Consider the following 25,180-nt stretch of genomic DNA (forward strand, 5'->3'; position numbering starts at 1 on the left):
CACGCCCACACCACCGCCACCCCCATCAACTGGACCCCCTGGCACACCACCACCCACCCCCACCCCCACACCGACCTCCCCACCTACACCTTCCAACGCGAGCGCTACTGGCTGGAGGACGTGGCCCCGCTCGCGGCGTCCGCGGCCGGCGTGCCGGACGAGGCCGAGCAGCGCTTCTGGGCCGCGGTGGAGGACGGGGACGTACGAACCGCGTCCACGGTCCTGGGCGTCGCCGAGGGCGACGGGGCGCCCCCGGAGCTGGCCGCGCTGCTGCCCGTGCTCGGGGACTGGCGCCGCAGCCGCAGCGACGGCGCCACCGTGGACTCCTGGCGCTACCGCGTCCGCTGGGACCGGCTGACCCCGCCCGCCGAACCCCCGCGGCCCGTCGGACCCTGGCTCCTCGTCCGCCCCGAGGGCGGTGCCGTCGAGACCTGGGCCGAAGCCTGCGCCGACGCCCTGACCTCCGGTGGGTGGTCCGTCGTCACGCTCGACGTGGGCCCCGACGCCGACCGGTCCGTACTCGCCGCGCACCTGCGCTCGTACCCGAAGGACCGACGCCCCGCGGGCGTGCTGTCGCTGCTGGCGCTCGCCGCAGGGGAACCGGCCGACGACGTCGGCCCCGGCCTGGGCGGGACCCTCGCCCTCCTCCAAGCGCTGGTGGACAGCGGTCTGACGGCGCCCTTGTGGTGCGCTACGCGCGGGGCCGTCGCCGTCACGGACTCCGAAGCGCCGGACGCCCCGCACCAGGCCCAACTGTGGGGCCTGGGACTGGTGGCCGCGCTGGAGCACCCCGAACAGTGGGGCGGCCTGCTCGACCTGCCCGCCGCCCTGCGCGAACTGCGCCCCGAACAACTACGCGCCGCCCTCTCCTACAGCAGCGACGACAGCGGCGATGACCAACTCGCGCTGCGCTCCGACGGCACGTACGGGCGACGGCTCGCCCCTGCCCCCGTCGAGCCGATGAGCTCCGGGTCCGTCTCCGGGCCGACGGCGGAGCACGGCTGGACCCCGTCCGGCACGGTCCTGGTGACCGGAGGCACCGGTGGTCTTGCGTGTCACCTCGCCCGGTGGCTGGCAGGCGGCGGAGCACAGCACGTCGTCCTGCTGGACGCCGCCGGTGACGAAGCCCCGGCCGCCCGGGGCCTGCGCACGGAACTCGCCGCGTCGGGCGTCGCGCTGACGGTCGCCGCCTGCGACCCGGCCGACCCCGTCGGCACCGCGCGGAGCGTGCGTGCCGTGGCCGCTGACCTCGCCGCGGCCGGGACGCCCGTCGGCACGGTGCTGCACACCTCCGTCACCGGTGAGCTGGCCCCCCTGGCCGAGCTGACCCCGCGGGAACTGGTCGCGGCGGTCCGTACCGCACGCGTCGGCGCGGCCCCGCACCTGGCGGACGTGTGCGCCACCGACGGACGACCGGTGCGTACGGTCCACTTCACCTCGGCGGCCACCACCTGGGGCAGTCGTGACCACGGCGCCTACGCCGCGGCCCACGCCGGCCTGGCGGCGACCGCGGCCCACCGCAGGGCCGCTGGCCTGGACGCGGTCTCCCACGCCTGGGGGCTGTGGGAGCTGCCCGACGACGACCCGGGCGCAGCGGCCGGGCTGCCGCTGGAGCTGTCCCGCCGGCAGGGCCTCGCGCCGCTCGACCCGCGGCTCGCGGTCGCGGCCCTGAGCCGGCTGCTGGCGGGCGGCGAACCGGACACGGTGGTCGCCGACGTCGCATGGCCGACCTTCCTGCCACTGTTCACACTGGCCAGGAAGAGCCGACTGTTCGACGCCGTCCCCGCGGCGCGCAGCGTCGGCCGCGCACCGCGGGGCGGCGAGGCCGACGCCGGTGACACCGGTGCCGACGCGGCGGGGGCGGCGCTGCGCCGGGAGCTGACGGGGCTGCCCGCAGCCGACCGCAAAGCCCGGCTGCTGGCCGTGGTCCGCACCCAGGCCGCGGCCGTGCTGCGGCTTCGATCGCCCGAACAGGTCGGCGTCGACCGTCCGTTCAAGGAACTGGGCTTCGACTCGATCGCCGCCGTCGACCTACGGAACCGGCTGCGGGCCGGCACGGGCGTCACCCTGTCCGCGACGGCCGCCTTCGACCACCCCACGCCCGCAGCCCTGACGGCCCACCTGTTGGCCGAAGCCCTGCGCGACGACGAGGACGCCGACGGGGGCGGGGGCGCCGTGGACCGACATCTCGACGCAGTGGCAGGCGCCCTCGAAGAGCTGTCCGCCGACGACCCGCGCCGCGCCGCCGTGCTGAACCGGCTGCGGAACGTGCTGTGGAAGCACGAGGCACCGGCCGTACGCGACGGCGAAGGCACCGACGGGAACCTGGGGAGCGACGGGAGCGAAGGGGACGACGACCTGACGGGCGCCACCGCTGCCGAGATGTTCGCCCTCGTGGACCGCGAGTTCGGCGTCTGACCACAGAAGAGGGGCCCGGCCCGGGGGGAACGCCTCCCGGGCCGGGCCCCTGCGTGGTCAGACCAGGCTCGCCAGCCAGAGCAGGTCCTTGGCGACCTCTTCCGGTCGCTGCGCGTGGACGTCGTGGTCGGAGTCGACGTACTCCCGCAACTGCGCGTGCGGCAGGGCCTCCACGGCCGTGTGCACCGACGCCCTGTTGCGCTCCACGATCGTCCGGATGCTCGGCGGCCACCGCTCGTTGTCGCGGGGGTGGGCCGCGAGCAGCATCACCGGCCTGTCGGCGATCGCCGGGAACCAGCGGTCCGGGGTCTCCTCCCAGAGACTGCGCATCAGCGCGGTCCGCTGCGAGCGGGAGAGCCGCGGGGCGAGCGCTCCGTCCGGGCCGATCCGCAGCGAGAGCAGCGACGCCTCGACGGACTCCGCCGGCCAGTCGGGGTGCAGCGTGCGCAGATAGGTGCGCATGCCGTCGACGCTCGCGCCGCCCAGGGCCCGGCCCGCGAGGGAGAACGAAGAGTCGAGGACGGCGGCGAACGACTCCCACGCGCCGTGGATCGCGGCCGGTTCGACCCAGCCGCCCTCCACCAGCGCCAGCCCGGCCACCACGTCGGGGCGTTCGGCCGCCAACCGCAGCGACACGTGCGCCCCCCAGGAGTGACCTGCGACCACCGCACCGCCGATCCGGAGGTCGGTCGCGACCGCGGCCAGGTCGGCGCTGACCGTCGCGAGGTCGTAGCCGCTGCGCGGCACGTCGGAATCGCCGTGACCGCGCAGGTCCACGGCGTACACGTCGTGCCCCGCCCCGGCCAGCCGCTCCGCGACCAGCGCCCACAGCGCGGCGTTCGCGTCGAGCCCGTGCACGAGCAGGAACGCGCGACCGGTCCCCGGCCAGCGCCGGACGTGCAAAGCGGTGTCAGCGCTCACCCGAACGCGCAGGTCCATGGCGTCGGCCGCCCGCTCAGGACCCGCCCGCGGCGCCGGCCGGCGCGGCCGCCCCGGTGCCCCGGGTGCGGTGGAGGGCGGTGAGGCGCTCCAACTCCGGCACGACGTCGTTGGGCGACGGCTGGGCCAACACCTCCTGCCGCACCCGCTCGGCGTTCCGCCGGAACGAAGGGTCCTCCAGCAGCCGCACCAGGCACTCGCGGATCCGCGCGCCGGTGACGTCCTGCGGCGACACGATCGACAGCCCGGTGCCGGACCGTTCGAAGTACTCGCTCTTCGTCGTCACGTCCGGCGCCATGAGGCCGACCACCAACTGCGGCACGCCGTAGCGGACGGAGCCGTTGAAGCTCCCCGCACCGCCGTGGCCGACGACGGCGGAACACGACGGCAGCACGGCGTGCACGGGGACGAACTCCACGATCCGGGTGTTCGCCGGCACGCGCTCCAGCCGCTTCACGAACGCGTCCGGCAGCGTGACGACCAACTCCACCTCCAGGTCGCCCACCGCGTCCAGGATGTCCTGCATCTGCTCGACGGTGACGACCTCCAGGACCTTCCAGTCGTTCATCGACACCCCGAACGTCATCAGCACCCGCGGCTTCTTCGGATCCTCGCGCAGCCACTTCGGCACCACGGCGGGCCCGTTGTACGGGACGTAGCGCATCGGGACGTACGACAGGCCGGTGTCCAGCCGCAGGGAGTCAGGCAACTGGTCGATGGTGAAGTGGCCGTGGGTCATCTCCTCGGAGAAGGACGCCCCGTACCGCTCCGCCCACTGCCCGAGCCACTCGGCGAGGGCGTCCTCCTGTTCCTCCGGCGGCTGCTCGGCCTTCACCCGGAGGTAGTGCTCCCGCATCCGGCCGTAGACGTCCTGCGAGAAGAGCAGACGGGCGTGGGCCGCGCCGGTCACGGACGCCGCGAGCCGGCCGGCGTAGGTGATCGGGTCGGAGATCACCAGATCGGGCTCCCACCAACGGCAGAACTCCACCAACTCGTCGAAGAGCGAGTCGTTGAGGACCCTCTCCTTGGGCACCCGCATCCTGCGGTACAGCCAGGTCAAGAACTCCCACGTCAGTTCCTCCGGCCGGCCCTCGCCGAGGTCCGGCATGCGGGACCCCTCGGCCACCCACTGCTCCGGGGTGATCAACTCGCCGCTCTCCATGGCCCGCACGGTCCGGTCGGCGACCGGCTCGTCCGGACCGACGGGCACGGCCGTCAGCCCCGCACCCGTGATGGCGTCCGCGAGTTCCGGCGCGCCCGCCACGCGCACTTCGTGGCCCGCGGTGCGCAGCGCCCAGGCCAGCGGCACACTGTTGAAGAACGGCGTGCGCTGGGCGAACGAAGCGAACAGGACGCGCATGGCTTTCCCCTTCGAGTCTGTGTGAGAAGCGCGGCAGGCCACCGCCTACGGCTTGTGCGCGGTCGAGATCAGGTACGCGCGGGTCGCCAGGCGCAGTTCGGTGATCTTGCGGTGCAGCTTGATGCCGCTGCGGTCCTTCAGCGACGAGAACCGCCGGTCCGCCAGCAGCGCCGTGCACCGCTCGCGCACGAACGCGGCGTTCGGCTCCAGCACCCGGTCCGTGACGTCCTCCACCTGCACGTCGACGAAGCCGGCCTGCTTGAGCCGCTCGACGTACACACTGCGCGGATACCAGTTCGCGTTCGGAATGACCTTCTTGCGGCGCAGGTCGTCCAGCTTGCCGATGACGCCGCCCCCGTCGGTCCGCATGCCCTCCCGCGGAGCGGGGTCGGTCAGCGTGAGCGTGCCCCCGGGGCGCAGCACGCGCAGCGCCTCCTGGAAGAACGTCTGACGGGTGTGGAAGTGCACCGACGACTCCAGCGCCACCACCCGGTCGAACGATCCGTCCGCGAACGGCAGCGAGGTCGCGGAGGCCAGCCGCAGTTCGATCACGTCGGAGAGGCCCTGGTCCTTGACGCCCTGCCGGGCGATGGCGATCTGGCTGGGGGTGACGTTGAGCCCGACGATGCGCTGCGGCCTGCGGGTGCGCGCCCAGTGGATGGCCGGGCCGCCGTAGCCGAAGCCGGCGTCGAGCACCCGGTCGCCCCCGGTGATGCCGGCCCGCCCGGCGATCTCCTCGGCCATCGCCTCGCACGCCTCGTCCTGGTCGGCACAGCCGGGGGCCCAGTAGCCGTAGTTGCCGTGCAGGCTCTCGTACCCCATCAGCGCGGTGAAGAGGTCCGTACCGCGCATGCGGTCGATGACCTCGTAGAAGGCGCGCACCCGGCCCTCCGGGGACTTCTTGGCGAACTGTGCGTCGGTCATGTCAACCGCCCGGATTCGTGGGGTGGGTGGATGCGGTGCTCCGCCGGGCTGCCTTCCCGAGGACGAGGGGGAGGCGGGCCAGCTGTCGGGTGAGGGGGTGCGGGTTCCAGGGGAGCTGCTCCGGCGGGATCGCCAGTGCGAGATCCGGGTGGCGCGCGAAGAGGGTGGTGAGGGCGATCTCGGCCTCCTGGTTCGCCAGGGGCGCGCCGAGGCAGTAGTGGGACCCGCGGGAGTAGGCCAGGTGCGGGGCGGGGCACGCGCGGGTGACGTCGAGCGCGTCGGGCCGCGGGAAGTGCGCGGGGTCGCGGTTGGCGGCGGCGAGGACGGCTTGCACGCGGTCCCCGCGGCGGACGGTGGTGCCGCCGATCGTGACGTCCGCGGCGGCGTACCGCAGTTGGGCCGCGGTCGCCGGGCCGTACAGCCGTAGGAGTTCCTGCACGGCGCCCGGCATCAGGTCGGGGTCGGTGCGGAGCTTCGCGAGCTGTTCGGGGTGGGTCAGCAGCGCCGCCGTGCCGTTGCCGATGAGGTGCGCGGTCGTCTCGTGCCCGGCGACCATGAGGGTGAGCACCATGGTGATCAGCTCGGTGTCGGTGAGCCGGTCGCTGTCCTCGTCGTGCGCCTGGACCAGCGCGGTGATCAGGTCGTCCGCGGGGTCTTCCAGGTGCCGTTCGATGAGGTCGAGCATGTGCGCGCTCATCTCGGCCAGCATCGGGTTGAGCACCTTGGGGTCGGTGCTGGTGCAGTCGCGGCTCCAGACGTGCCACAGCGGGCGGTCCCGCTCGGGGACGCCCAGCAGCTCGCAGATGACCGCGACCGGCAGCGGATAGGCGAAGTGCTCGATGAGGTCTACGACGCCGTCCACCGCGTGCTGCGGCAGGGCGTCGACCAACCCGTCCGTGATCGCCTGCACCCGGGGCCGCATGGCCGCGATCCGCCGCTGCGAGAAGGCCCGGGTGACCAGCCGGCGCAGCCGGGTGTGGTCCGGCGGGTCGAGGTGCACCAGGTTCCCCGCCAGATACGGCACGAGCCCCTTGGAGACGCCGAGGGCGAGCAGCATGTCCGTGTACCAGTCGTGGCCCGTGGACTCCGCGGACCCCGCGGACAGGGAACGGGTGTTCATGACGAAGCGGGGGTCGGTCACCACCGCTGCCACGTCGTCGTGCCGGGTGACGATCCAGACGGGATCGCCCCCGTAGGGGTCCTCGACCTGGACGGGGTCGCCCGGCGGATGCGCGCGGGAGGTGTGACCGATGTCCATCAGGGGGTCTCCTTGTCGCCCTCGTCACGCCTGCCGTCTCGCCTGGGCTAGCCGCGCTCCGCCGCGTACGCCTCGTTGATGTAGGCGGCCAGGTCCCGGGGCGTGGGGTGCTCGATGATGGCGACCAGCGGGATCTCGACGTCGGTGAGCGACATCAGGTTGCGGGTGAGTTCGAGGGCCTTGAGGGAGGTGATGCCCTGCTCCAGGAAGTTGCTGTCGTCGTCGATCGTCGTGTGGTCGAGGACGTCGGCGGCCTGGGCGCGGACCGCTGCGCGGAAGACCGCCTCGCGCTCCTCCGCCCCGGCCGCGGCGATCTCCTGCTGTAGCGCCTCGGCGTCCAGCGCGGCCTGGTCGTTGCTCTCGGTGACTTCTGACTGCTGCATAGCACCCTGTCCCGTCGTGTGAGGTGGCTGCCGGATGGGATTCGGCTGAGCGTGCCCCATGGTGGGAAACGCCTCTAAAGGCAGGCCAAACAAATGTCGGGAGCTTTAGCGAGCCATTACCGGGGCCGCTGACCATCGACGGGACGAGCGTGGCGGTGAGCCGCGACGGCACACCGGACGACTGCCGGCACCCCGAGTGCCGACGTGAGGAGAGCCCCATGACGTCCCCTTCCGCGGTCCCGCCGACCACCCACCAGATGGCCGACTTCTACGACGCGTTGGGTCCGCTGTTGCGGATGGCGTGGGGCGACAACTTCCACATCGGCTATTGGGAGGGTGTGTCGGATCGGAGTTCGCCGCAGGAGGCGACGGATCGGTTCACGGATGTGTTGACGGATCGGCTGGGTGTCGAAGCCGGGTGCCGTGTGTTGGATGCGGGGTGTGGGATCGGTAGTCCTGCGGTGCGGGTGGCGTCGTTGACGGGTGCTGAGGTGTGGGGGGTGACGATTAGTCAGCAGCAGGTGGATCAGGCGGTGGAGTTGGCGGAGCGTGCGGGGTTGTCGGGGCGGGTGCGGTTCGCGTTGCGGGACGCGATGGAGACGGGGTACGAGGACGGGTCGTTCGATGCGGTGTTGGCGTTCGAGTCGATCGTGCACATGGATCGTCCGCGGGCGTTGCGGGAGTGGAAGCGGGTCCTCAAGCCCGGCGGCCGCATCGTCCTCACCGATGTGTTCCCGGTGGTGGACGAGACCGCACAGCCCTTCAACCCGGCCTTCGCCACCGCCCGCAAGGAGGAGGTCCCGGACATGACGTCGTTCGTGACCTTCGACGACTGGCCCGGGCTGGTAGCCGACGCCGGCCTCGAACTGGTCGAGCTGACGGACGTCACCGAGAACATCAAGGGCACGTTCCCCCGGATGCTCGACGCCTTCCTCGCCCACCGCAGGGAGTTCGAGCGCGAGCACGGCGTCACCCTGGAAGAAGTGCTCGACTCGGCGAAGCTGGCGAACCAGACGAACCCCACCTCGTCGGGTTGCCTCATCGCGGTCGCAGTCAAGCCCTGACCGGCCACCGACCACCGGTTGCCCCCGCGACGGCGCGCCACGGACGAAGGAGTCCTTGGCGCGCCGTCGTTCAGCCCGGCTGCCCCAGTGCGACCGGCAGCCGAACGAGTTGCAGCATCACCGGATTGGCCTTCCAAGCGAGCTGCGCAGGCGGCACCGCCAGCGCGAGCGCGGGGAAACGCTCGAAGAGGGCTCGGAGCGCCACTTCGACCACCTGATTCGCGAGCGCCTCGCCGAGGCAGGCGTGCGGGCCGGTGGCGTAGGCCAGATGAGACGAGCGGGACGTACGGGCGATGTCGAGCGCATCGGGCCGCGGGAAGTGCGCCGGATCCCGGTTGGCCACGGCGATCCGGGCGTGGACGCACGCCCCGGCGGGGATCTCGACCCCGCCGACGGTGACGTCTTGGGTCGCGTACCGCGGTTGAGGGGTGGCGGCCGGCCCGTAGAGCCTGAGGAGTTCGCGCACGGCGCCCGGCATCAGGTCGGGGTCGGTGCGGAGCTTCGCGAGCTGTTCGGGGTGGGTCAGCAGGGCCGCGACGCCGTTGGAGACGAGGTGCGCGGTGGTCTCGTGTCCGCCGATCACGAGCGCGAGCACCATCGTGACCAACTCGGTGTCGTCGAGCCGTCCGCCGCGCTCGTCCCGGGCCTGGGTCAGGCCGGTGACGAGATCGTCCGCGGGCTCCTTGCGACGCGCCGCCGCCAACTCCCGTACGGCCCGTGAGATGTCACCGATGGCGGCGTTCAGCGCTCGTGGACTGGTGCTGGCGCACGCCCGGCTCCACCCCCGCCACCGAGCCCAGCCCTCCTGCGGCACGCCCAGCAACGCGCACAGCACCCCGATCGGCAGGGGCGACGCGAAGTGTTCGACGACGTCGACGGCGCCGTCCTCGGCGTGCTCGGGCAGGGCGTCGAGCAGGTCGTCCACCAGGGCCCGCACCCGGGGGCGCAGCGCCGCGACGCGCTCCGTCGAGAGCGCTTGCGCCACCAGCCGGCGCAACCGCGTGTGATCGGGCGGATCCAGGTGCGTCAGGGTGCCCGACAGGTGCGGCGCGAGGTCCGGCGCGACGCCGACCTTGACGAGGAGTTCGGCATGGGCGTCCGGGCCGCCGCCCGGCAGGGACACCGTGTTCACGACCATGCGGGGATCGCCCAGCACGGCGGTGACGTCGTCGTGACGGGTCACGGACCACGCCGAGGTGCCGTCCCACATCCGCTCGCGGACCGGCGCGGTCGGCACGACGCCCCCACGCGGATCGTCCGGCACCCCCATCACGCCCCCTCGGCCTGCGGAGCCGGCCCGAGCACGACGGGCAGCGCCGCCAACTGCCGGGTGACCGGCATCGGCTTCCACTTCAACCGGTTCTCCGGCACCGCCAGCGCCAGGCCCGGGAAGCGGGCGAAGAGTCGGGCGAACGCGATCTCCGTCTCCAGGTTCGCGAGCCCCGCCCCCAGGCAGTAGTGCGCCCCGCGCGAGTAGCCGAGATGCGGCGCGCGGTCGGCCTCGGGGTCGCGGGTGACGTCCAGCGCGTCGGGCCGGGCGAAGCGACGCGGATCGTGGTTGGCCGACCCCGGCACGACCTGCACGTGCTCCCCCCGACGGATCAGGGTCCCGGCGACCTCCACGTCCTCGGTGGCGTACCGCACCTTGGCCACGATGGCGGGGCCGCACCAGCGCAGCAGCTCCTGCACCGCGCCCGGCATCAGCTCCGGGTCGGCGCGGAGCTTCGCCAACTGCTCCGGGTGGGTCAGCAACGCCCAGACACCGCTCGCGATCAGCGAGGGCGTCGTCTCGTTGGCCGCGACCACCAGCGTCAACACCATCGTGACCAACTCGGTGTCGGTGAGCCGGTCGTCGTCCTCGTCACGGGCCTGGATCAACCCGGTGACCAGGTCGTCGGCCGGCTCCGCGCGCCGCCGGCGCACCAGCGCGTGGATGTAGGCGCTGATCTCGCCCAGCATGGAGTTCAGCCGGCGCGGGTCCATGCTGGTGTAGTCCAGGCTCCAGGCCCGCCACTGCTCCCGATCCGCCACCGGGACGCCCACCATCTCGCAGATCACCGTGATCGGCAGGGGCGACGCGAAGTGCTCGACGACGTCGACGGCGCCGTCCCGGGCGCGTTCGGGCAGGGCGTCGAGCAGGTCGTCCACCAGGGCCTCGATGCGGGGCCGCAGCGCGGAGACCCGCCGGGCGGAGAACGCCCGCAGGACGAGCTTGCGCAGCCGGGTGTGGTCCGGCGGATCCGTGTACACCAGACTGCCCGCGAGGTACGGGATGTACTCGCGGTCGATGCCCATCTGCGCCATCACCTCGGCGTACTCGTCGGTGCCGGTCGGCAGCAACTGGGAGTTGGTGGCGAACCGCCGGTCCATCAGGACCGCCGTCACGTCGTCGTACCGCGTGACGAACCAGGTGGGGTGGCCGTTCCACAGGCCCCGGACGACCGGAGCCTCCTCCCGGATCCGACCGAACCCGCCGTAAGGGTCCTCCATCAGCTCGTACGCGCTGAGGAGTGGCCGGCACGCAGTGTCCTCGGCCGCCATCAAGTGCCTCCTTGGTGTTGTCCCGGTCCGCGCGGAACGCACGGCACCGAAAGCTCGGCGACCAACTGCCGCACGCTCGAATCGGCCGCGTCCCCGACCAGCCACTCCCGGTCCAGACCGGCCAGCACGGCGGCCGCGGCCGGGCGCTCCAGCACCCCGTGCAGCAGGGCGGCGGCCGCGGCGGGCGACAGTGCCTCCACACCGTTGCTCCGCAGCTCCTTGTCCACTCCGGCGGCGGCCGGCCCGTCGACGGGGCCGCAGCACACCGCCGCCACCGGCAGTCCGCCCGCGCGCCACCGCTCGGCCAGGGCGTACAGGTGAGCGTGCGCGGCGGCCTGGTTGCCGAGCCCCGGCACGGGCAGCACCCCGGCCACCGAGGAACACACCACCAGGGCCGACAGCGGCTGCTGCGCCGCGAACTCGCACACCGTCGACGCCACGTCCACCGCGTCCGGCCACTCGCGGGCGATCCGCCCGGCATCCACCGGCCCCGGACCGTGGTCGAGCGCCGGCACGAGCAGGACGGCCGCGGTCAGCGGATGCTCCGGAGGCAAGGCGGCCACCAACGCGGCCAGTGCATCGGCGTCGGACAGGTCCACGTCCGTCGTGCACACCGCCGTGCCCAGCGCGGACAGCTCGGCCACCAGGTCCCACGGCGGCGCCCCGGCCAGCAGCAGCCGCTCCGCGCCGCGGTCCGCGAGACGACGGGCCAGGTGCGCCGCCAACTCGCCCTCCGCGCAGGTGATCAGCGTCGTGCCGCGCGGAGACCAGCCGCCAGCGGCCTCCGACGCCGGGTGGCCCGCCCCCAGGCGTCTGACGAACGTCCCATCGGTGCGTACGGCCACCTCGCTCTCCTCGTAGGCGCCGCTGAGCACCGCGGCCAGCCGGCGCCCGGTGCGCGCGTCGAGTGCGTCGGGCAGGTCCACCGAGCCGACCCGACCACCGGGGCGCTCGGCCGCCAGCGCTCCGCCCACCGCCCAGACCTGGGCCTGCTCGGGACGGGCCACCGCGTCCCAACGGTCGACGCCGACCGCTCCGCGGGTGGCCAACCACACCGGTGGCGCGTCCGCGAGCCGGGCCACTGCCGCCACCAGCGCGACCGCGGGGCCGAGCGCCGGGTGCGGGCCGGTGCCCGCCGGCCCCTCCGCGGCGAGCAGCGACAGCACGCCCGCCAAGTGCCGTCCGTCGACCGCGTCCCGCACCCGGTGCGCCAACTCCTCAGCGGCGCCCGGAGACAGGACCAGCTCGACGGCGTCGGCGCCGTACGCCCGTAGCGCAGCGGCCACCGCGGGGTCGGCCGAACCGGCCGTCACCACCAGCCACGTGCCGTCCAACCGGGGAGCGGTGCACTCCGTCACAGGACGCCACACCATCCGGTACGGCGGCAGGTCCGGATCGTTCGAGGGCGCCTCGGCGTCGGCGTCCAGCCAATGGCGGCGGCGCTGGAACGCGTACGTCGGCAGGGGCACGGCACGGGGCTGCGCGCCCTGCCCCCACAGCGCACCCCACTCCACCGCGCCGCCGCCCACGTGCAGCCGCGCCAGGGCGCCGAGCAGCGCCCGGTCCTCGCCGCCGGCGGCGTCCACCAGCGGCACCACCACCGCATCCCCGGCGGAAACGGAACGGGGCAGCGGGGACAGGTCCAGCCGTACGTCACCCGGCACGGCGGGACACTCCTGCGGGGACGGCTCCCGCAGGAACTCGCGCCAGTAGTCGACGGTGCCGATCTCCTCGCCCGCGGGCCCGTCGCGCCGCGGCGAGTACACCGGCGTCCGCGGTTTGCGGACCGTCACACCGACCGGCGCGGCGCCCGCCGTGACCAGCCGCTGCACGTCGGAGAGTTCGAGCACCCCGGCGACGTAGGCGGCCGAGACCTCGCCCACGCCGTACCCCGTCAGAGCGCCGGGCCGCACGCCGACCGACTCCAGCAGCCGCACCAGCGCGACGTGCCACGCCACCAGCGCGGCACCCTCGTCCAGCGCCCCGGCCGCGCGGTCGGCGGGTGCGGCGAACGCCGCCGCCCGCAGCGGGACGTCCCGGCGCTCGTCGAAGACCGCGCACACCTCGTCGTACGCGGCGGCAAACACCGGGAACCGCTCGTACAGCACCGCACCGACCCCCGGATACGGCTCGCCCGCGCCGCCGAAGACGAACACCGGGCGGCCCGTGCCGGGCACCCCGTCCAACGCCGTGACCACCGAAGCGGACGCTTCGCCCGCGGCCAGCGAACCCACGGCGGCGAGCAGGTCCCCGTACCCCTCGCCGATCACCACCGCCCGGTCCTCGAACACCGACCGGCACACGGCCAACGACCAGGCAACGTCCACCGGATCCCGCTCCGGGCCCGCGGCCAGTCGCGCGGCCAGCGCCGCCGCCTGAGCGCGCAGCGCGGCGACGCCCCGGCCGGACACCGGCCACGCCACCGGCCCGCGCACGCGCGGCCCCGCGGCCGGCTCCCGCGGCCTCAGCGGTGCCTCCTCCACGATCACGTGCGCATTGGTGCCGGAGATCCCGAAGGCCGACACCGCGGCGCGCCGCGGCCGATCGCCCCGCGGCCACGCCACCGCCTCGGTGGCCAGCCGCACCGCACCCGACTTCCACAGCACCAGCGGCGTCGGCCGGTCGACGTTCGGCGTCGGCGGCACCGTCTCGTGCCGCAGCGCCAGCACCGCCTTGATGACGCCCGCCACCCCGGCAGCGGCCTGGGCGTGCCCGATGTTCGGCTTGATCGATCCCAGCCACAGCGGACGGTCCGCCGGCCGCCCCTTGCCGTACGCGGTCAACACCGCCTGCGCCTCGATCGCGTCCCCGACCGCGGTCCCGGTGCCGTGCGCCTCCAGCACGTCCACGTCGGCGGCGGACAGCCGGGCGTCCGCCAACGCCTCCTGGAACAGTCGCTGCCGGCCCGGGCCGCTCGGCGCCGCCAGGCCCGTGCTCGCGCCGTCCTGGTTCACCGCCGTGCCGCGCAACACCGCCAGCACCCGACGGCCGCCCGCCAACGCGTCCGACAGCCGCTCCAACAACAGCAGCCCGGCGCCCTCGCCCCACACCATCCCGTCGGCGCCCGCCGCGAACGGCTTGCACCGCGCGTCCGGCGACAACTGCCGCTGGTGCGCCGAGAGCAGGAACGTGTTCGGCGCGTACATCACCGCCGAACCGCCGGCCAGCGCCAAGGAGCACTCGCCGCGCCGCAGCGCCCGCACCGCCAGGTGCATCGCCGTCAGCGACGACGAACACGCCGTGTCGAGCGACACCGCGGGCCCGGTAAGCCCGAGGACGTACGCCACCCGGCCCGACGCCACGCTCGCCGCGTTCCCGTTCCCCAGGTGGTCCATCAGCTCCGGCGGAACGTGCCGCAGCCGGGCCGCGTAGTCGTGGTACGACACCCCCGCGTACACCCCGGTGGCACTGCCCCGCAGGGACCGCGGGTCGATGCCCGCGCTCTCCACCGCCTCCCACGCCGTCTCCAGCAGCAGCCGCTGCTGCGGCTCCACCGCCAGCGCCTCCTCGTCGCCCATCCCGAAGAACGCCGCGTCGAAGTCGGCCGCGTCGTGCAGGAACCCGCCTTCGCGCACGTAGGACGTCCCCCGGTGCTCGGGATCGGGGTGGTACAGCCGCGCCGCGTCCCAACCGCGGTCGACGGGGAAGCCGGACACGGCGTCCCGCCCGTCGGCGACCAACTCCCACAGCTGGTCGGGCGAGTGGACGCCGCCCGGGAAGCGGCAGCCCATCCCGATGATCGCGATCGGCTCGTGCCGTTCGTCCCGGGCCTCGGTCTCCACCTCGTGGAGCCGCCGTCGGGCACCGGCCAACTCGGCCGTGGTCCACCGCAGGTACTCCAACAGCTTGTCGTCGGTGACGTCGTCAGTCATGCGGAAAGGGCCCTTCTCAACTCGGCTGCGGTGGGGGCTAGTGCCGAGGCTTGAGCCCCACCAGATCCATCTCCTCCTGCGTCAGCGGCGGCTCGGTGAGGTCGGGCCGCATCTTGTCGCGGTGCATCAGCGCCATGAACTCGCTGGATCCCAAATCCGACTGCGGCGCCGTCATCGCCATCACGTCCGTGACGACGTCGCACACCTCGGGCGAGCGGATGGACCGGCCCGCGACCATGTCCGAATAGTGCTGCCGGGCCGCCGCACCCCCCGTCAGCCGCGGATCCTTCGCCTGGTTGCGGCAGTTGACGAACGCGATGTCCTTCGACGCCGCCATGATCCACGGATCGTCCGCGCCGGCGCTGATCTCCCGCTGCACACGGTGCGCCGCCCCCGGCCCGAACGACCCGCCCAGCGCCCGGTCCAACGCCTCGGCACCGCGCGCGGCCGAACTCATCCCGTGCCCGTAAATCGGGTTGAACACCGCCAACGAGTCACCCAGCACCAACAACCCGTCCGGCCACCGCTCCAACCGCTCCGGATACAACCGACGGTTGATGCCCAGGTGCGACGCGACCACCGGGGTCAGCGGCTCCACCTGACTGATCAGATCGGCCACCAGCGGATCCCGCAAGGAACGCGCGTACGGCAGGAAGTCCTCCTCCCGGGTGGGCAGTTCACCGCCGCGGGTGCAGGACAGGGTCACCATCCACTGGTCGTCCTCCTGCGGGTACACCACACCGAACCGGCCCGGCTTGCGCTCCCGGTGGTCGGCGGCCACGTTCACCGCGGGGAACAGTGCCGTCGCCCCCTCCGGGGCCCGGTACAGCCGACTCGCGTACGCCATGCCGACGTCGACGACGTCCTCCTCCACCGGCGGCAGGCCCAGCGCGGTCAGCCAGCGCCGCAGCCGCGAACCGCGCCCCGCGCAGTCCACGACGAGGTCCGCCGCCAACACCTCGTACGCACCGCTCTCCGTGTCCCGCACCCGCACCCCGGTGATCCGCTGCGCGTCACCGGTCAGCTCCACGGCCTCGGTGCGCTGCCGCAGCGAGATCCGGTCGTTCGCCAGGATCTGCCGCCGCAGGGTCCAGTCCAGCAGCGGTCGGGTGCACATCAACCCGTACTGTCGGGGCGGGAACCGGTGCTGCCAGCCGTGCGAGGTCAGCGTCACCAGGTCCTCGTGGAAGCGCAGCCGCCGCGCGCCGGCCGCCAGCAGCCGGTCGTGCGTCCCCGGCAGCAGGTCCTCCACGATGCGGGCGCCGCCCGACCACAGGATGTGGCCGTGCCGGGCCTGCGGCGTCCCCCGCCGGTGGTGGGGGCCGTCGGGCAGCGCGTCGCGCTCCACCACGGTGACGGTCTCCAGGTGCCGGGCCAGCACATGGGCCGCCAGCATCCCGGCCCAGCTCCCGCCGAGCACGATCGCGTGTACGGGTCCAGTCACGTTCCGTCCCTCCAGGACACAGATGAAGGCCGGCGCCCCTCAAGCGCGGCCGGCTTGTTCTTTCGCGAGGTCACCCATCCGCGTGAGGGCCTCGGTGACGGCCATGAAGTGGGCCACGCCGGTGGGTTGGGGGCCGTCGCCCACATGGGTGTCGGTCACCCCCCAGAACGCCTGCACGCGGTTGCTCAACCCGTCGTCGCCGACCTCCATCACGCCGATGATGTGGAACGTCAGCTTCGTCGGGATGTAGACGGTGACGGTGGTGGGCACGACGACCCACCGGCCGTCCATGGAGGTCACCGCTCGCCCCGGCTCCTCGTGCACGTCGCACTTCATGGACCAGGCGATGCGCCGCCGCAGGTCGGCCTTGCCCACCAGGGCCGGGGTGCCGACCGGGTCCTCGAAGCGCACGTCGTCCGAGAACAGTTCGAGGACCTTCTCGACGTCCCCGGCGTTCATGCGCCGTGCGTACTCCGTCGCCAGGTTCTTCCGCGTTGCCTCGTCGGGCATGATCTCTCCCAGCTCGCAGGGGTGGTCGGTGGCGTCCGTCAGGTCAGCCCGTGACGGTGATGTCGGAGCGCCCCCAGAACGCCCTCATCTCCTGGATCAGCCCGTCCCGGCCGGTCTTCAGCAGGACGACGTAGTCGAGCGCCAGCCGCTTGCCCGCCGGGTCGTCGGGCGCCGCCAGCCAGCCGCGTTCGGCGAACCCCGGGCCCTTGGGCAGGTAGTCCATGACGGCGCTGACCGGCATCAGGACGTGGACGCCGTCCTGCCCGGCGGCCGGCTCGCCCGGCGACTCCCGCAGGTTCGCCGCCAGGCTCTGCGCGAAGTGCTCCCGCAGCGCCTCGCGGCCGGTGTGCACTCCGCCGCCGACCGGGTCCTCGAAGACGACGTCCTCGGCGTACAGCTCCAGGAGCTCGTCCACGTCCCCGGCGTTCACCCGCTGGCTGTGCTCCAGGATCAGCTTCTTGCGCCTGCGTTCGTCGATCACTGCCTGCCTCCACTGTCTGCGTCCGTCAGCGGTCGCGGACCGCCGTTCCTGCCGAGCACCCGGTCGATGAAGTCGAAGAGCTCCCCGGCCGGGGCGGTGCCGATCCGCGCCGCGAACCCTGAGGTCAGGTCCGGTGCCGCAACCGATGCGGGCCGGTCGGAGCCGTCGACCGCTGCGCCGCTCGGGGCCAGCCGGTCCGACGCCGTGCGCAGCCGCCGGCGCAGCTCTGCCGCGGCGGCCGGGTCCCGGGCCAGCGGCACCATCGCGTCCGTCAACACCGCCAGCTCCGCCAGCGCCGCGGTGAGCGTCCGCGCCCCGTCGCGGGCCCGGGGGGTCAGCGCGTCACACAGGTGCCGGGCCAGGTCCCCGGCGTTGGGGTGGTCGAAGACCACCGTCGCGGGCAGTTGCAACCCGGCCGCCTCCGCGAGCCGGTTCCGCAGCTCCAGCGCGGTGAGCGAGTCGAAGCCCAGCTCCAGGAAGCCGCGCTCGGTGGGGATGCCGTCGGGGTCGGCACGGCCCAGGACCGTCGCCGCCTGGGTGAGGACCAATTCCAGCGCCGCTTCCTGCCGCTCCTCCGGTGCGAGGGCGGCAGCCCGCTCGGCCCAGCTGCGCACCTGTCGCCCGGCCGCGCTGCGCCGGACGGCGATCGGCGCAGCGGGCCGCACGGGCGCGGACGCCTCCTGGACCCGGTACGGCTCGGTCTCCACCGGGCCCAACGTCACCGACTCGGCGGTCAGGACCGGGGCACCGACGCCGTCGGCCACCTGCACCCGCACCGCACGGGCCCCGTCCTCTTCCGCACCGGACAGCGGAGTCAGGCGTACGCGCAACGCCGTCGCATCCCCGGCCCACAGCACCACCTGACGCCAGGAGTACGGCAGCCACACGTGGTCGCCCGCCAGGGAGTCGCCTTCGGGGACGGCCGGGTGGAGCGCGGCGTCCAGCAGCGCCGGATGGATGCCGAAGCCTCCGGGCGCCCCGTCCGAGCCGTCCGGCAGCTCGACTTCGGCCAGCAGGTCCGCGCCCGCACGCCACAGGGCCCGGACGCCCTGGAGCGCGGGCCCGTACGCCTGGCTGCGCCCGGCGCTGGCCGCGTACCAATCCGCCGCGTCCACGGGCTGCGCGCCCGGCGGCGGCCACGGGCCCGGGTCGGTTTCCGCGTCGGGTGCGCCGCCGGCGGACGGTCCGACCACCGCGGACGCGTGGTGCACCCAGCCGGAGCCGTCGCCGTCCGTCGCGCCGCCGTCGGCCCGACAGTGGATCCGCACCGCGCGCCGTCCCGAAGCGTCAGGAACGGCCACGGCCACCTGCACCCGTACCTCGCCGGTGGCGGGCAGTGCCAGCGGCCTGTGCCGCACCAACTCTTCGACGACCGCGCAGCCGGTCTCGTCCGCGGCCCTGAGCGCCCACTCCACGAAGGCGGCGTCCGGCACCAGCGCCGTGCCGGCCAGTTGGCCGGACGACCACGGGTGCTCACGGGACGACAGCCGGCCGGTCAGGACGACCTCGCCGTCCGGCCGCGTCAGCGCGGCCGGCAGGAGCGGGTGCCCGACGGGCCGCAGCCCCGCGGCGCCCACGTCACCCGCGCCGCCGTCGGGCGTCAGCCAGTAGCGCTGACGTTGGAAGGCGTACGTGGGCAGGTCGATGGTGCGTCGGGCCGCGGCCGGGAACCAGGTCGACCAGTCCACCGGGGCCCCGGCGACGAACGCCCGGCCCAACGCCCGTACGAGCTGGGCCCGGCCGCCTTCGCCGCGGCGCAGCGTGGGCACGGCGACGGCGGCCACCCCGGCATGCTCGAACGTCTCCTGAAGGCCGACGGCCAGCCCAGGGTGGGGGCTGACTTCGATGAACAGCCGGTGTCCGTCGTCGAGGAGCGTTTCGACGGTGTCGGAGAACCGGACTCGTTCGCGGAGGTTGGTGACCCAGTAGTGGGTGTCCAGCTCTGTCGTGTCAATCAGACCGGCGGTCACGGTGGAGTAGAAGGCGACGTCGTTCGTGGTCGGCTGGATTCCGGTGAGGAGGCGGTGGAGTTCGTCGGTGATCTCGTCGACTTGGGGGCCGTGGGAGGCGTAGTCGACGTCGATGGTGCGGGCTCGATGCCCGGCTGCTTCGACCGCGGTGACGGTGTCGCTGACGGCTTGGGGAGGTCCGGAGATGACGGTGGACGACGGCCCGTTCACTGCCGCGACCACGACACCACCACCGGTGGGGAAGTGGCCTTCTGCTTCGGTCGGGCTCAGGCCGAGGGACGCCATGGCGCCGCCTCCGGACAGGGCCCGGAGGGCTTTGCTCCGGAGGGCGACGATCCGCGCGCCGTCCTCCAACGTGAGTGCTCCCGCGACGCAGGCTGCGGCGATCTCACCCTGGGAGTGCCCGATGACGGCGGCCGGCTTCACGCCGTACTCGGCCCACACGGCGGCGAGGGACACCATCACCGCCCACAGCACGGGCTGCACCACATCCACCCGGGCCAGTTCCGCGCCGTCACCGCGCAACACACCGGTCAACGACCAGTCCACATGCGGCTTCAACGCCGACTCACACGCCGCAATCCGCTCAGCAAAAACGGGCGAGGTGTCGAGGAGTTCGACGCCCATGCCGACCCACTGCGAACCCTGTCCCGGAAACACCAACACCGGCCCGGGACCCAGATCGCCCGCTTGACCCACCACGACCCCGGGGTGCGCCACCCCCTCCGTAAGCGCTTCGACACCCGCCACCAGTTCATCCCGCGCCGTACCCACCACCACCGCCCGATGCTCGAACACCGACCGCGTCCCCACCAATGACCAACCCACCGCGCCCACCGGCACATCAGCCCGCGCCACATGTCCCGCCAGCGCCGCCGCCTGACCCCGTAACGCCTCAGCACTCCGCCCCGACACCACCCACGGCACCACACCACCCACCGCACCGTCCACCTCCGGAACACCCGACTCCGGAGCCTCCTCGATGATCAGATGCGCGTTCGTCCCGGACACCCCGAACGACGACACTCCCACCCGTCGCGGGTGATCCGCCGACGGCGCCCATTCCCGTGCCTGGTCCAGCAGGCGTACGGCGCCCGAGTCCCAGTCGACGTGCGGTGACGGGGCGTCGATGTGCAGGGACGCCGGCAGCACCCCGTGCCGTAACGCCATCACCATCTTGATGACGCCGGCGACGCCCGCCGCGGCCTGGGTGTGTCCGAGGTTGGACTTCACCGAGCCGAGCCACAGCGGCCGGTCCGCCGGCCGGCCCTGCCCGTACGTCGCCAACAGCGCGCCCGCCTCGATCGGGTCACCCAGGGTCGTGCCGGTGCCGTGCGCTTCGACCGCGTCCACCGCCGCGGGGCGCAGCCGCGCATCGGCGAGCGCCTGCCGGATGACGCGCTCCTGCGCCGGGCCGTTCGGCGCGGTCAGCCCGTTGCTCGCGCCGTCCTGGTTGACCGCGGAACCACGGATCACCGCGAGCACCTTGCGCCCGCCCGCCAGCGCGTCCGACAGCCGCTCCAGCACCACCGCGCCGACGCCCTCCGCGAACCCGGTCCCGTCGGCCGCAGCGGCGAACGCCTTGCACCGGCCGTCCGGGGCCAGCCCGCGCTGCCGGGTGAACTCGCGGAAGATCCCCGGGGTGCTCATCACCGTCACCCCGCCGGCCAGCGCCGTGGCGCACTCGCCCTGCCGCAGTGCCTGGCACGCCAGGTGGATCGCCACCAGCGACGACGAGCACGCCGTGTCCACCGTGAGCGTCGGCCCCGTCAGCCCGAAGGCGTACGCCACCCGTCCGGACAGCACGCTGCCGCTGTTGCCCGTGGCCATGTAGCCGGCCACCTCGTCGCCCGCCCGGCCGACGAGGGACAGATAGTCCTGCGACGACATCCCCGCGAACACGCCCGTACGCGATCCGGCGAGGGAGTCCCGGTCGAGCCCGGCCCGTTCGAACGCCTCCCAGGCGCACTCCAGCAGCAGCCGCTGCTGCGGGTCCATCGCCATAGCCTCGCGCGGGGAGATCCCGAAGAAGTCCGCGTCGAACAGCGCAGCTTCCGTCAGGAAGCCGCCCCGGTCGGTGACGCTGGCATCCGGCCGCCTCGGATCCGTCAGCTCCGCCAGGGGCCATCCGCGGTCTTCGGGAAAGCCGCTCAAGGCGTCCGTGCCGTCCGCGACGAGCCGCCACAGCTCCTCCGGCGACGAGACGCCGCCGGGCAGCCGGCACGCCATCCCGACGACGGCGACCGGCTCCCGCGCCCGCTCCTCCAACTCGTCCACCCGCCGCCGCGCCTGCCGCAGGTCGGCGGTCGCGCGCTTCAGATACGCACGCAACTTCTCGTCGTTCGACACGGCGCCCTCACTCCCGCTCGGTCGGCAGTTCGGGCCCGGCGAAGCCCTGGTCGCTCAACTCGCTCAGTTCGCCGTCGAGCAGGTCGAACAGCTCGTCGTCGCTGGCCGACTCCAGGTCCGCGTGCCCGTCCCCCACGCCGTCGTCGGAACCGGCCCGGCCACCGCCGCGGGCCGCCACGCTCCGCAACAGCTCCTCCAACCGCGCGACGACCTGCTCCTGATCGTCGCCGGACAGCCCGCCGACCACGTCCGCGACCCGTTCCAGATCCGCCAGCACGGCGTTCGCCGGCGTGGCGTCGGCGGCCGGTTCCCACCGGTCATCCAGGAACTCCGCGACCGCCGCGGGCGTTGGACGGTCGAAGACCAAGGTGGCCGGGAGCCGCAGCCCGGTCGCCGTGCTGATCCGGTTCCGCAGCTCCACCGCGGTGAGCGAGTCGAAGCCCAGCTCACGGAAGTTGCGCGTCGCGGGCACCGCCGCCGTCGAGTCGTATCCGAGGACGGCCGCCGCCTGCCCGCGGACGAGTTCCAGCAGGGCCCGCAGTCGGTCCGCGCCCTTCAGCCCGGACAACGACAGAGCCAGCGACACCGACCGCGCCGCGCCCGGGTCGGCTGCCCCGGCACCGCGCAGCAGGTGCCGGAAGACGACCGGGATCTCACCCGTGTCCGCCCGGCGCCGCATCCCGGGCAGGTCCAACCGCACCGGTACGAGCAGCGGCTCGCCGCGCTCCAGCGCGACGTCCAGCAGCGCGAGCGCCAGTTCGGTGCTGAGCCCGAGGTCGCCCGCGCGCACGTTGCGCGCCCGGTCCGCCTCGCTGAACTCGCCGGACATGCCGCCCCGCTGGTCCCAGAAGCCCCACGCGAGGGAGGTCGCGGGCAGGCCCGCGGCGTGCCGGTGCTGCGCCAGCGCGTCCAAGAAGGCGTTGCCGGCCGCGTAGCTGCCCTGCCCGGCGCCGCCCGCGATCCCGGTGACCGACGAGAACAGGACCATCGCCGCCAGGTCCGCGTCGCGCGTCAACTCGTGCAGCAGCCAAGCCGATGCGGCCTTGGCGCGCAGCACCTCGCCGTACTGCTCCGGGGTGGCCGACTGCACCGTGCCGTCGTGGACCACCGCCGCCGTGTGGACGACCGCGGTCAGTGGATGCCGTTCGGGCACGGCGGCCAGCAGGCCCGACAGGGCTTCGCGGTCCCCGGTGTCGCAGGCCACCACGTCCACCGCGGCGCCCAACTCGGTCAGCTCCGCGACCAACTCGGCCGCGCCCGGCGCCGCCGGCCCCCGTCGGCTGGCCAGCAGCAGCCGTCGTACGCCGTGGCGTACGACCAGGTGCCGGGCAGTGACGGCGGCCAGGGCGCCCGTGCCGCCGGTGACCAGGACCGTGCCGTCCGCGTCGAGCGGCACCGGCAGGGTGAAGACCGCCGTCGGGTCACCCGCGTCCACCGCGCCCCCGCCCGCCCGAATGCTGCGGGCGACGACCGGGGCGGGGTCCACCGCGCCGCTCTCGAAGAGCCCGTGGACCGCCGTCAGGACCTCCCCCAGCCGGACGGCGAGCGACCCCGACGGGCCGTCACCGGGTCCGCAGAGCACCGCGTCCAGCGCGGCCCGTAGCTCTCCGCCGTCCAGGTCCAGGTGCGGCCGGAGCGCAGCCACCACCGCGGGCGCGGTGTCGGACGGGTCGTCGCGGTCCTTCGCCGTGCGGCACGCCGCGACGCACTCTGCGAGCGTCCCCGCGGCCTGGGCGAACGACCAGCCCGCCGGCACCGGCACCACCAGCCGCGCATCCGTACGGGCCAGCGACGCCAGCGCGCCGAAGAACCCCACCACCCGGTCTCCGACCGCGAGCCCGCCGTCCGGGCCGGCGGCCGTCACGACTCCGGCAGCCACACCGTGCACCGTCCCCGCCCGCACTGCCACCGCCACGGTGTCCGCGTCGGGCTGCCCGGCTTCGGGCGGCGCGACCGCGTGGACGGTGCCGTCCGCGGCCCGCGCCAGCCGCCACGCGGCACCGTCGTCCGGCAGCAACGGCTGCGCGGGTGCCTCGGCGTGGACGACGCGCGGCACGTGCGCCACGCCGTCACGCACCGCGAGCTGCGCCTCGTCCGTCGCCAGTGCGTCGGGGACCGAAGCGTACGAAGCGTCCCGACCGTCGACGTCGAGCAGGACGAAGCGGCCCGGGTGCTCCGACTGGGCGCTGCGCACCAGCCCCCACACCGCCGAGGCCGCCAGGTCGTCGACGCCCTCCCGACCGCCCACGGCCACCGCGCGCCGGGTCACCAGGGCGAGCGTCGCGACCTCGTCCGGGTCGGCGAGCCAGTCCTGGAGCAGCGCGAGCGCGGCCCGGCCGGTGGTACGCAGGACGTCGCTCGCCCGGGTCTCGGGTTCGCGGCCCAACGCACCGCCCTCCGGCGCCGTGAAGGGCACCAGTACGGTGCCCGGGGCGGGTGCGCCTGCGGCCACCGCCTGGCGCAGCGCCGCCAAGTCCGCGTAGTGGGGCGTGCCCGGCAGCGCGGCGAGGAGGGCGGCGGCGTCCGGGGCGGCGGAGTCCGCCACGACGACCAGCGGCCCGGTCGAGCGGGCACCGGAGTCGACGGCGCGCGGGTGCCAGTCGAGTCGGAACAGCGAGTTCCTGGGGGCCGGTCCACTTCCGCCCAGCGCGTCCGCGGGCAGCGCCCGCAGGGCCAACTCGTCCAGCGCGAGGACCGGGGCGCCGCCGGTGTCGTACGCGGCGAGGGCGAACCGGTCCGCGTCCGTCGGCGTGATCCGCACCCGCAGGGCCCGCGCCCCCGGAACGTGCAGCCGCAGCCCGCTCCAGGAGAACGGCATGCGGATCGTGTCGACGTCGCCGCCGGCGAGCGCCGCGTCCAGCGCACGCGCCTGGAGCGCGGCGTCCAGAAGCACCGGGTGCACTCCGTACGCCCCGGCCTCCGCCCGCTCTCCCTCCGGGAGGGCCACCTCCGCGTACACCTCGTCACCCACGCGCCACGCGGCGGTCAGGGCCTGGAAGGCGCCGCCGTAGCTGGAACCGCGGTCGGCGAGGTCTTCGTAAAGATGCTCGGTCGGCAGTGCGGTGGCGCCAGGGGGCGGCCAGGCGCCCGCGAGGGGGGCGGGGGGCTCCGCGGGCTCCTCGGGACTCAGGACGCCCGTGGCGTGTCGGCGCCATGGCGCGTCGTCCTCGACGGTCGACCCGGAATGGACGGTCGGCCGGGAGTGGACGGTGAGTGCACGCCGCCCGTCGGCGTCGGGCGGTGCTACGGACAACTGGACGTCCACTGCCCCGTCGTCGGGCACGGCCAGCGGTTCGTGCACGACGAGCTCGGCGACGTGGCCGCCGCCCGTCCACGCGGCGGCGTGCAGGGCGAGTTCGGCGAAGGCGGTCCCCGGCAGGAGGACGGTGCCCAGGACGCGGTGCTCCGCGAGCCAACGGGTGCTCACCGACAGACGGCCGGTCAGCAGGTGGACGTCCTGGTCGGCGAGGCGGGTGGCTGCGCCCAGCAGCGGGTGCCGCGCGGCGGTGAGACCCAGGCTCGCCGGGTCGCCGGACCTCTCGTCGTCCTTCGTCAACCAGAACGTGCGGTGCTGGAAGGTGTAGGTGGGGAGGTCGGTGTGGGGGTGGGGGTGGGTGGTGGTGTGCCAGGGGGTCCAGTTGATGGGGGTGGCGGTGGTGTGGGCGTG

At 73.9% G+C, this 25,180-nt stretch carries 15 protein-coding genes; 2 read left to right on the top strand and 13 right to left on the bottom strand.

What is annotated here, in order from left to right:
* On the top strand, positions 1-2,418 hold a 2,418-nt coding region (locus ACH4E8_RS34890), incomplete at its 5' end, for a KR domain-containing protein (RefSeq protein ID WP_398455715.1).
* 57 nt (positions 2,419-2,475) lie between these two features.
* Here ACH4E8_RS34890 and ACH4E8_RS34895 read toward each other — a convergent pair.
* From ACH4E8_RS34895 to ACH4E8_RS34915, 5 genes are read right to left on the bottom strand one after another with little or no spacing between them, the layout of a single operon-like run.
* Positions 2,476-3,339 carry an alpha/beta fold hydrolase gene (locus ACH4E8_RS34895; protein ID WP_398455717.1) on the bottom strand — a complete coding sequence of 288 codons (864 nt, stop codon included), beginning with the start codon at positions 3,337-3,339 and terminating at the stop codon, positions 2,476-2,478.
* Between the two features lie 34 nt (positions 3,340-3,373).
* Entirely contained in the window at positions 3,374-4,717 is a 1,344-nt protein-coding gene (locus ACH4E8_RS34900; RefSeq protein WP_398455719.1) for an activator-dependent family glycosyltransferase, read from the bottom strand.
* A gap of 45 nt (positions 4,718-4,762) precedes the next feature.
* Complete coding sequence (locus ACH4E8_RS34905; RefSeq protein WP_398455721.1) at positions 4,763-5,641, bottom strand: SAM-dependent methyltransferase; 879 nt, start codon at positions 5,639-5,641, stop codon at positions 4,763-4,765.
* Between the two features lies 1 nt (position 5,642).
* Positions 5,643-6,899 (bottom strand): cytochrome P450, encoded by a 1,257-nt coding sequence (locus ACH4E8_RS34910; RefSeq protein ID WP_398455723.1) that lies wholly within the window; start codon positions 6,897-6,899, stop codon positions 5,643-5,645.
* A 47-nt stretch (positions 6,900-6,946) separates the two neighbouring features.
* Positions 6,947-7,282: an acyl carrier protein gene (locus tag ACH4E8_RS34915; RefSeq protein WP_398455724.1), complete on the bottom strand. Its 336-nt coding sequence runs from the start codon at positions 7,280-7,282 to the stop codon at positions 6,947-6,949.
* A gap of 218 nt (positions 7,283-7,500) precedes the next feature.
* On the opposite strand from ACH4E8_RS34915, the gene ACH4E8_RS34920 reads away from it, so the two are divergent.
* Positions 7,501-8,346: an SAM-dependent methyltransferase gene (locus ACH4E8_RS34920; protein ID WP_398455726.1), complete on the top strand. Its 846-nt coding sequence runs from the start codon at positions 7,501-7,503 to the stop codon at positions 8,344-8,346.
* A 70-nt stretch (positions 8,347-8,416) separates the two neighbouring features.
* Here ACH4E8_RS34920 and ACH4E8_RS34925 read toward each other — a convergent pair whose 3' ends face one another.
* The 8 genes from ACH4E8_RS34925 to ACH4E8_RS34960 form a co-directional block, all read right to left on the bottom strand.
* Positions 8,417-9,583, bottom strand: coding sequence for a cytochrome P450 (locus tag ACH4E8_RS34925; protein ID WP_398455728.1), 1,167 nt, complete (start codon positions 9,581-9,583; stop codon positions 8,417-8,419).
* A 32-nt stretch (positions 9,584-9,615) separates the two neighbouring features.
* Positions 9,616-10,887, bottom strand: coding sequence for a cytochrome P450 (locus tag ACH4E8_RS34930; RefSeq protein ID WP_398455729.1), 1,272 nt, complete (start codon positions 10,885-10,887; stop codon positions 9,616-9,618).
* Positions 10,887-14,759 carry a type I polyketide synthase gene (locus ACH4E8_RS34935; RefSeq protein WP_398455731.1) on the bottom strand — a complete coding sequence of 1,291 codons (3,873 nt, stop codon included), beginning with the start codon at positions 14,757-14,759 and terminating at the stop codon, positions 10,887-10,889. The genes ACH4E8_RS34930 and ACH4E8_RS34935 overlap by 1 nt, the downstream gene beginning before the upstream one ends.
* A 37-nt stretch (positions 14,760-14,796) precedes the next feature.
* A complete protein-coding gene (locus ACH4E8_RS34940; RefSeq protein ID WP_398455733.1) occupies positions 14,797-16,203 on the bottom strand; it encodes an NAD(P)/FAD-dependent oxidoreductase in 1,407 nt (468 codons plus the stop codon).
* Positions 16,204-16,242: 39 nt separating this feature from the next.
* Positions 16,243-16,713: a nuclear transport factor 2 family protein gene (locus ACH4E8_RS34945; RefSeq protein ID WP_398455735.1), complete on the bottom strand. Its 471-nt coding sequence runs from the start codon at positions 16,711-16,713 to the stop codon at positions 16,243-16,245.
* Between the two features lie 43 nt (positions 16,714-16,756).
* The gene (locus ACH4E8_RS34950; protein ID WP_398455736.1) at positions 16,757-17,194 is read right to left on the bottom strand and encodes a nuclear transport factor 2 family protein; all 438 of its coding nucleotides are present in this window, start codon (positions 17,192-17,194) and stop codon (positions 16,757-16,759) included.
* On the bottom strand, positions 17,191-21,513 hold the full coding sequence (locus ACH4E8_RS34955; protein WP_398455737.1) for a type I polyketide synthase: 4,323 nt from the start codon (positions 21,511-21,513) through the stop codon (positions 17,191-17,193). Before ACH4E8_RS34955 ends, ACH4E8_RS34950 begins: the two co-directional genes overlap by 4 nt.
* Positions 21,514-21,520: 7 nt before the next feature.
* Positions 21,521-25,180, bottom strand: a 3,660-nt coding sequence (locus ACH4E8_RS34960; protein WP_398455739.1) for an SDR family NAD(P)-dependent oxidoreductase, incomplete at its 5' end; no start/stop codon positions are given.

Source organism: Streptomyces sp. NPDC017979, assembly GCF_044328175.1.
Classification (GTDB): domain Bacteria; phylum Actinomycetota; class Actinomycetes; order Streptomycetales; family Streptomycetaceae; genus Streptomyces.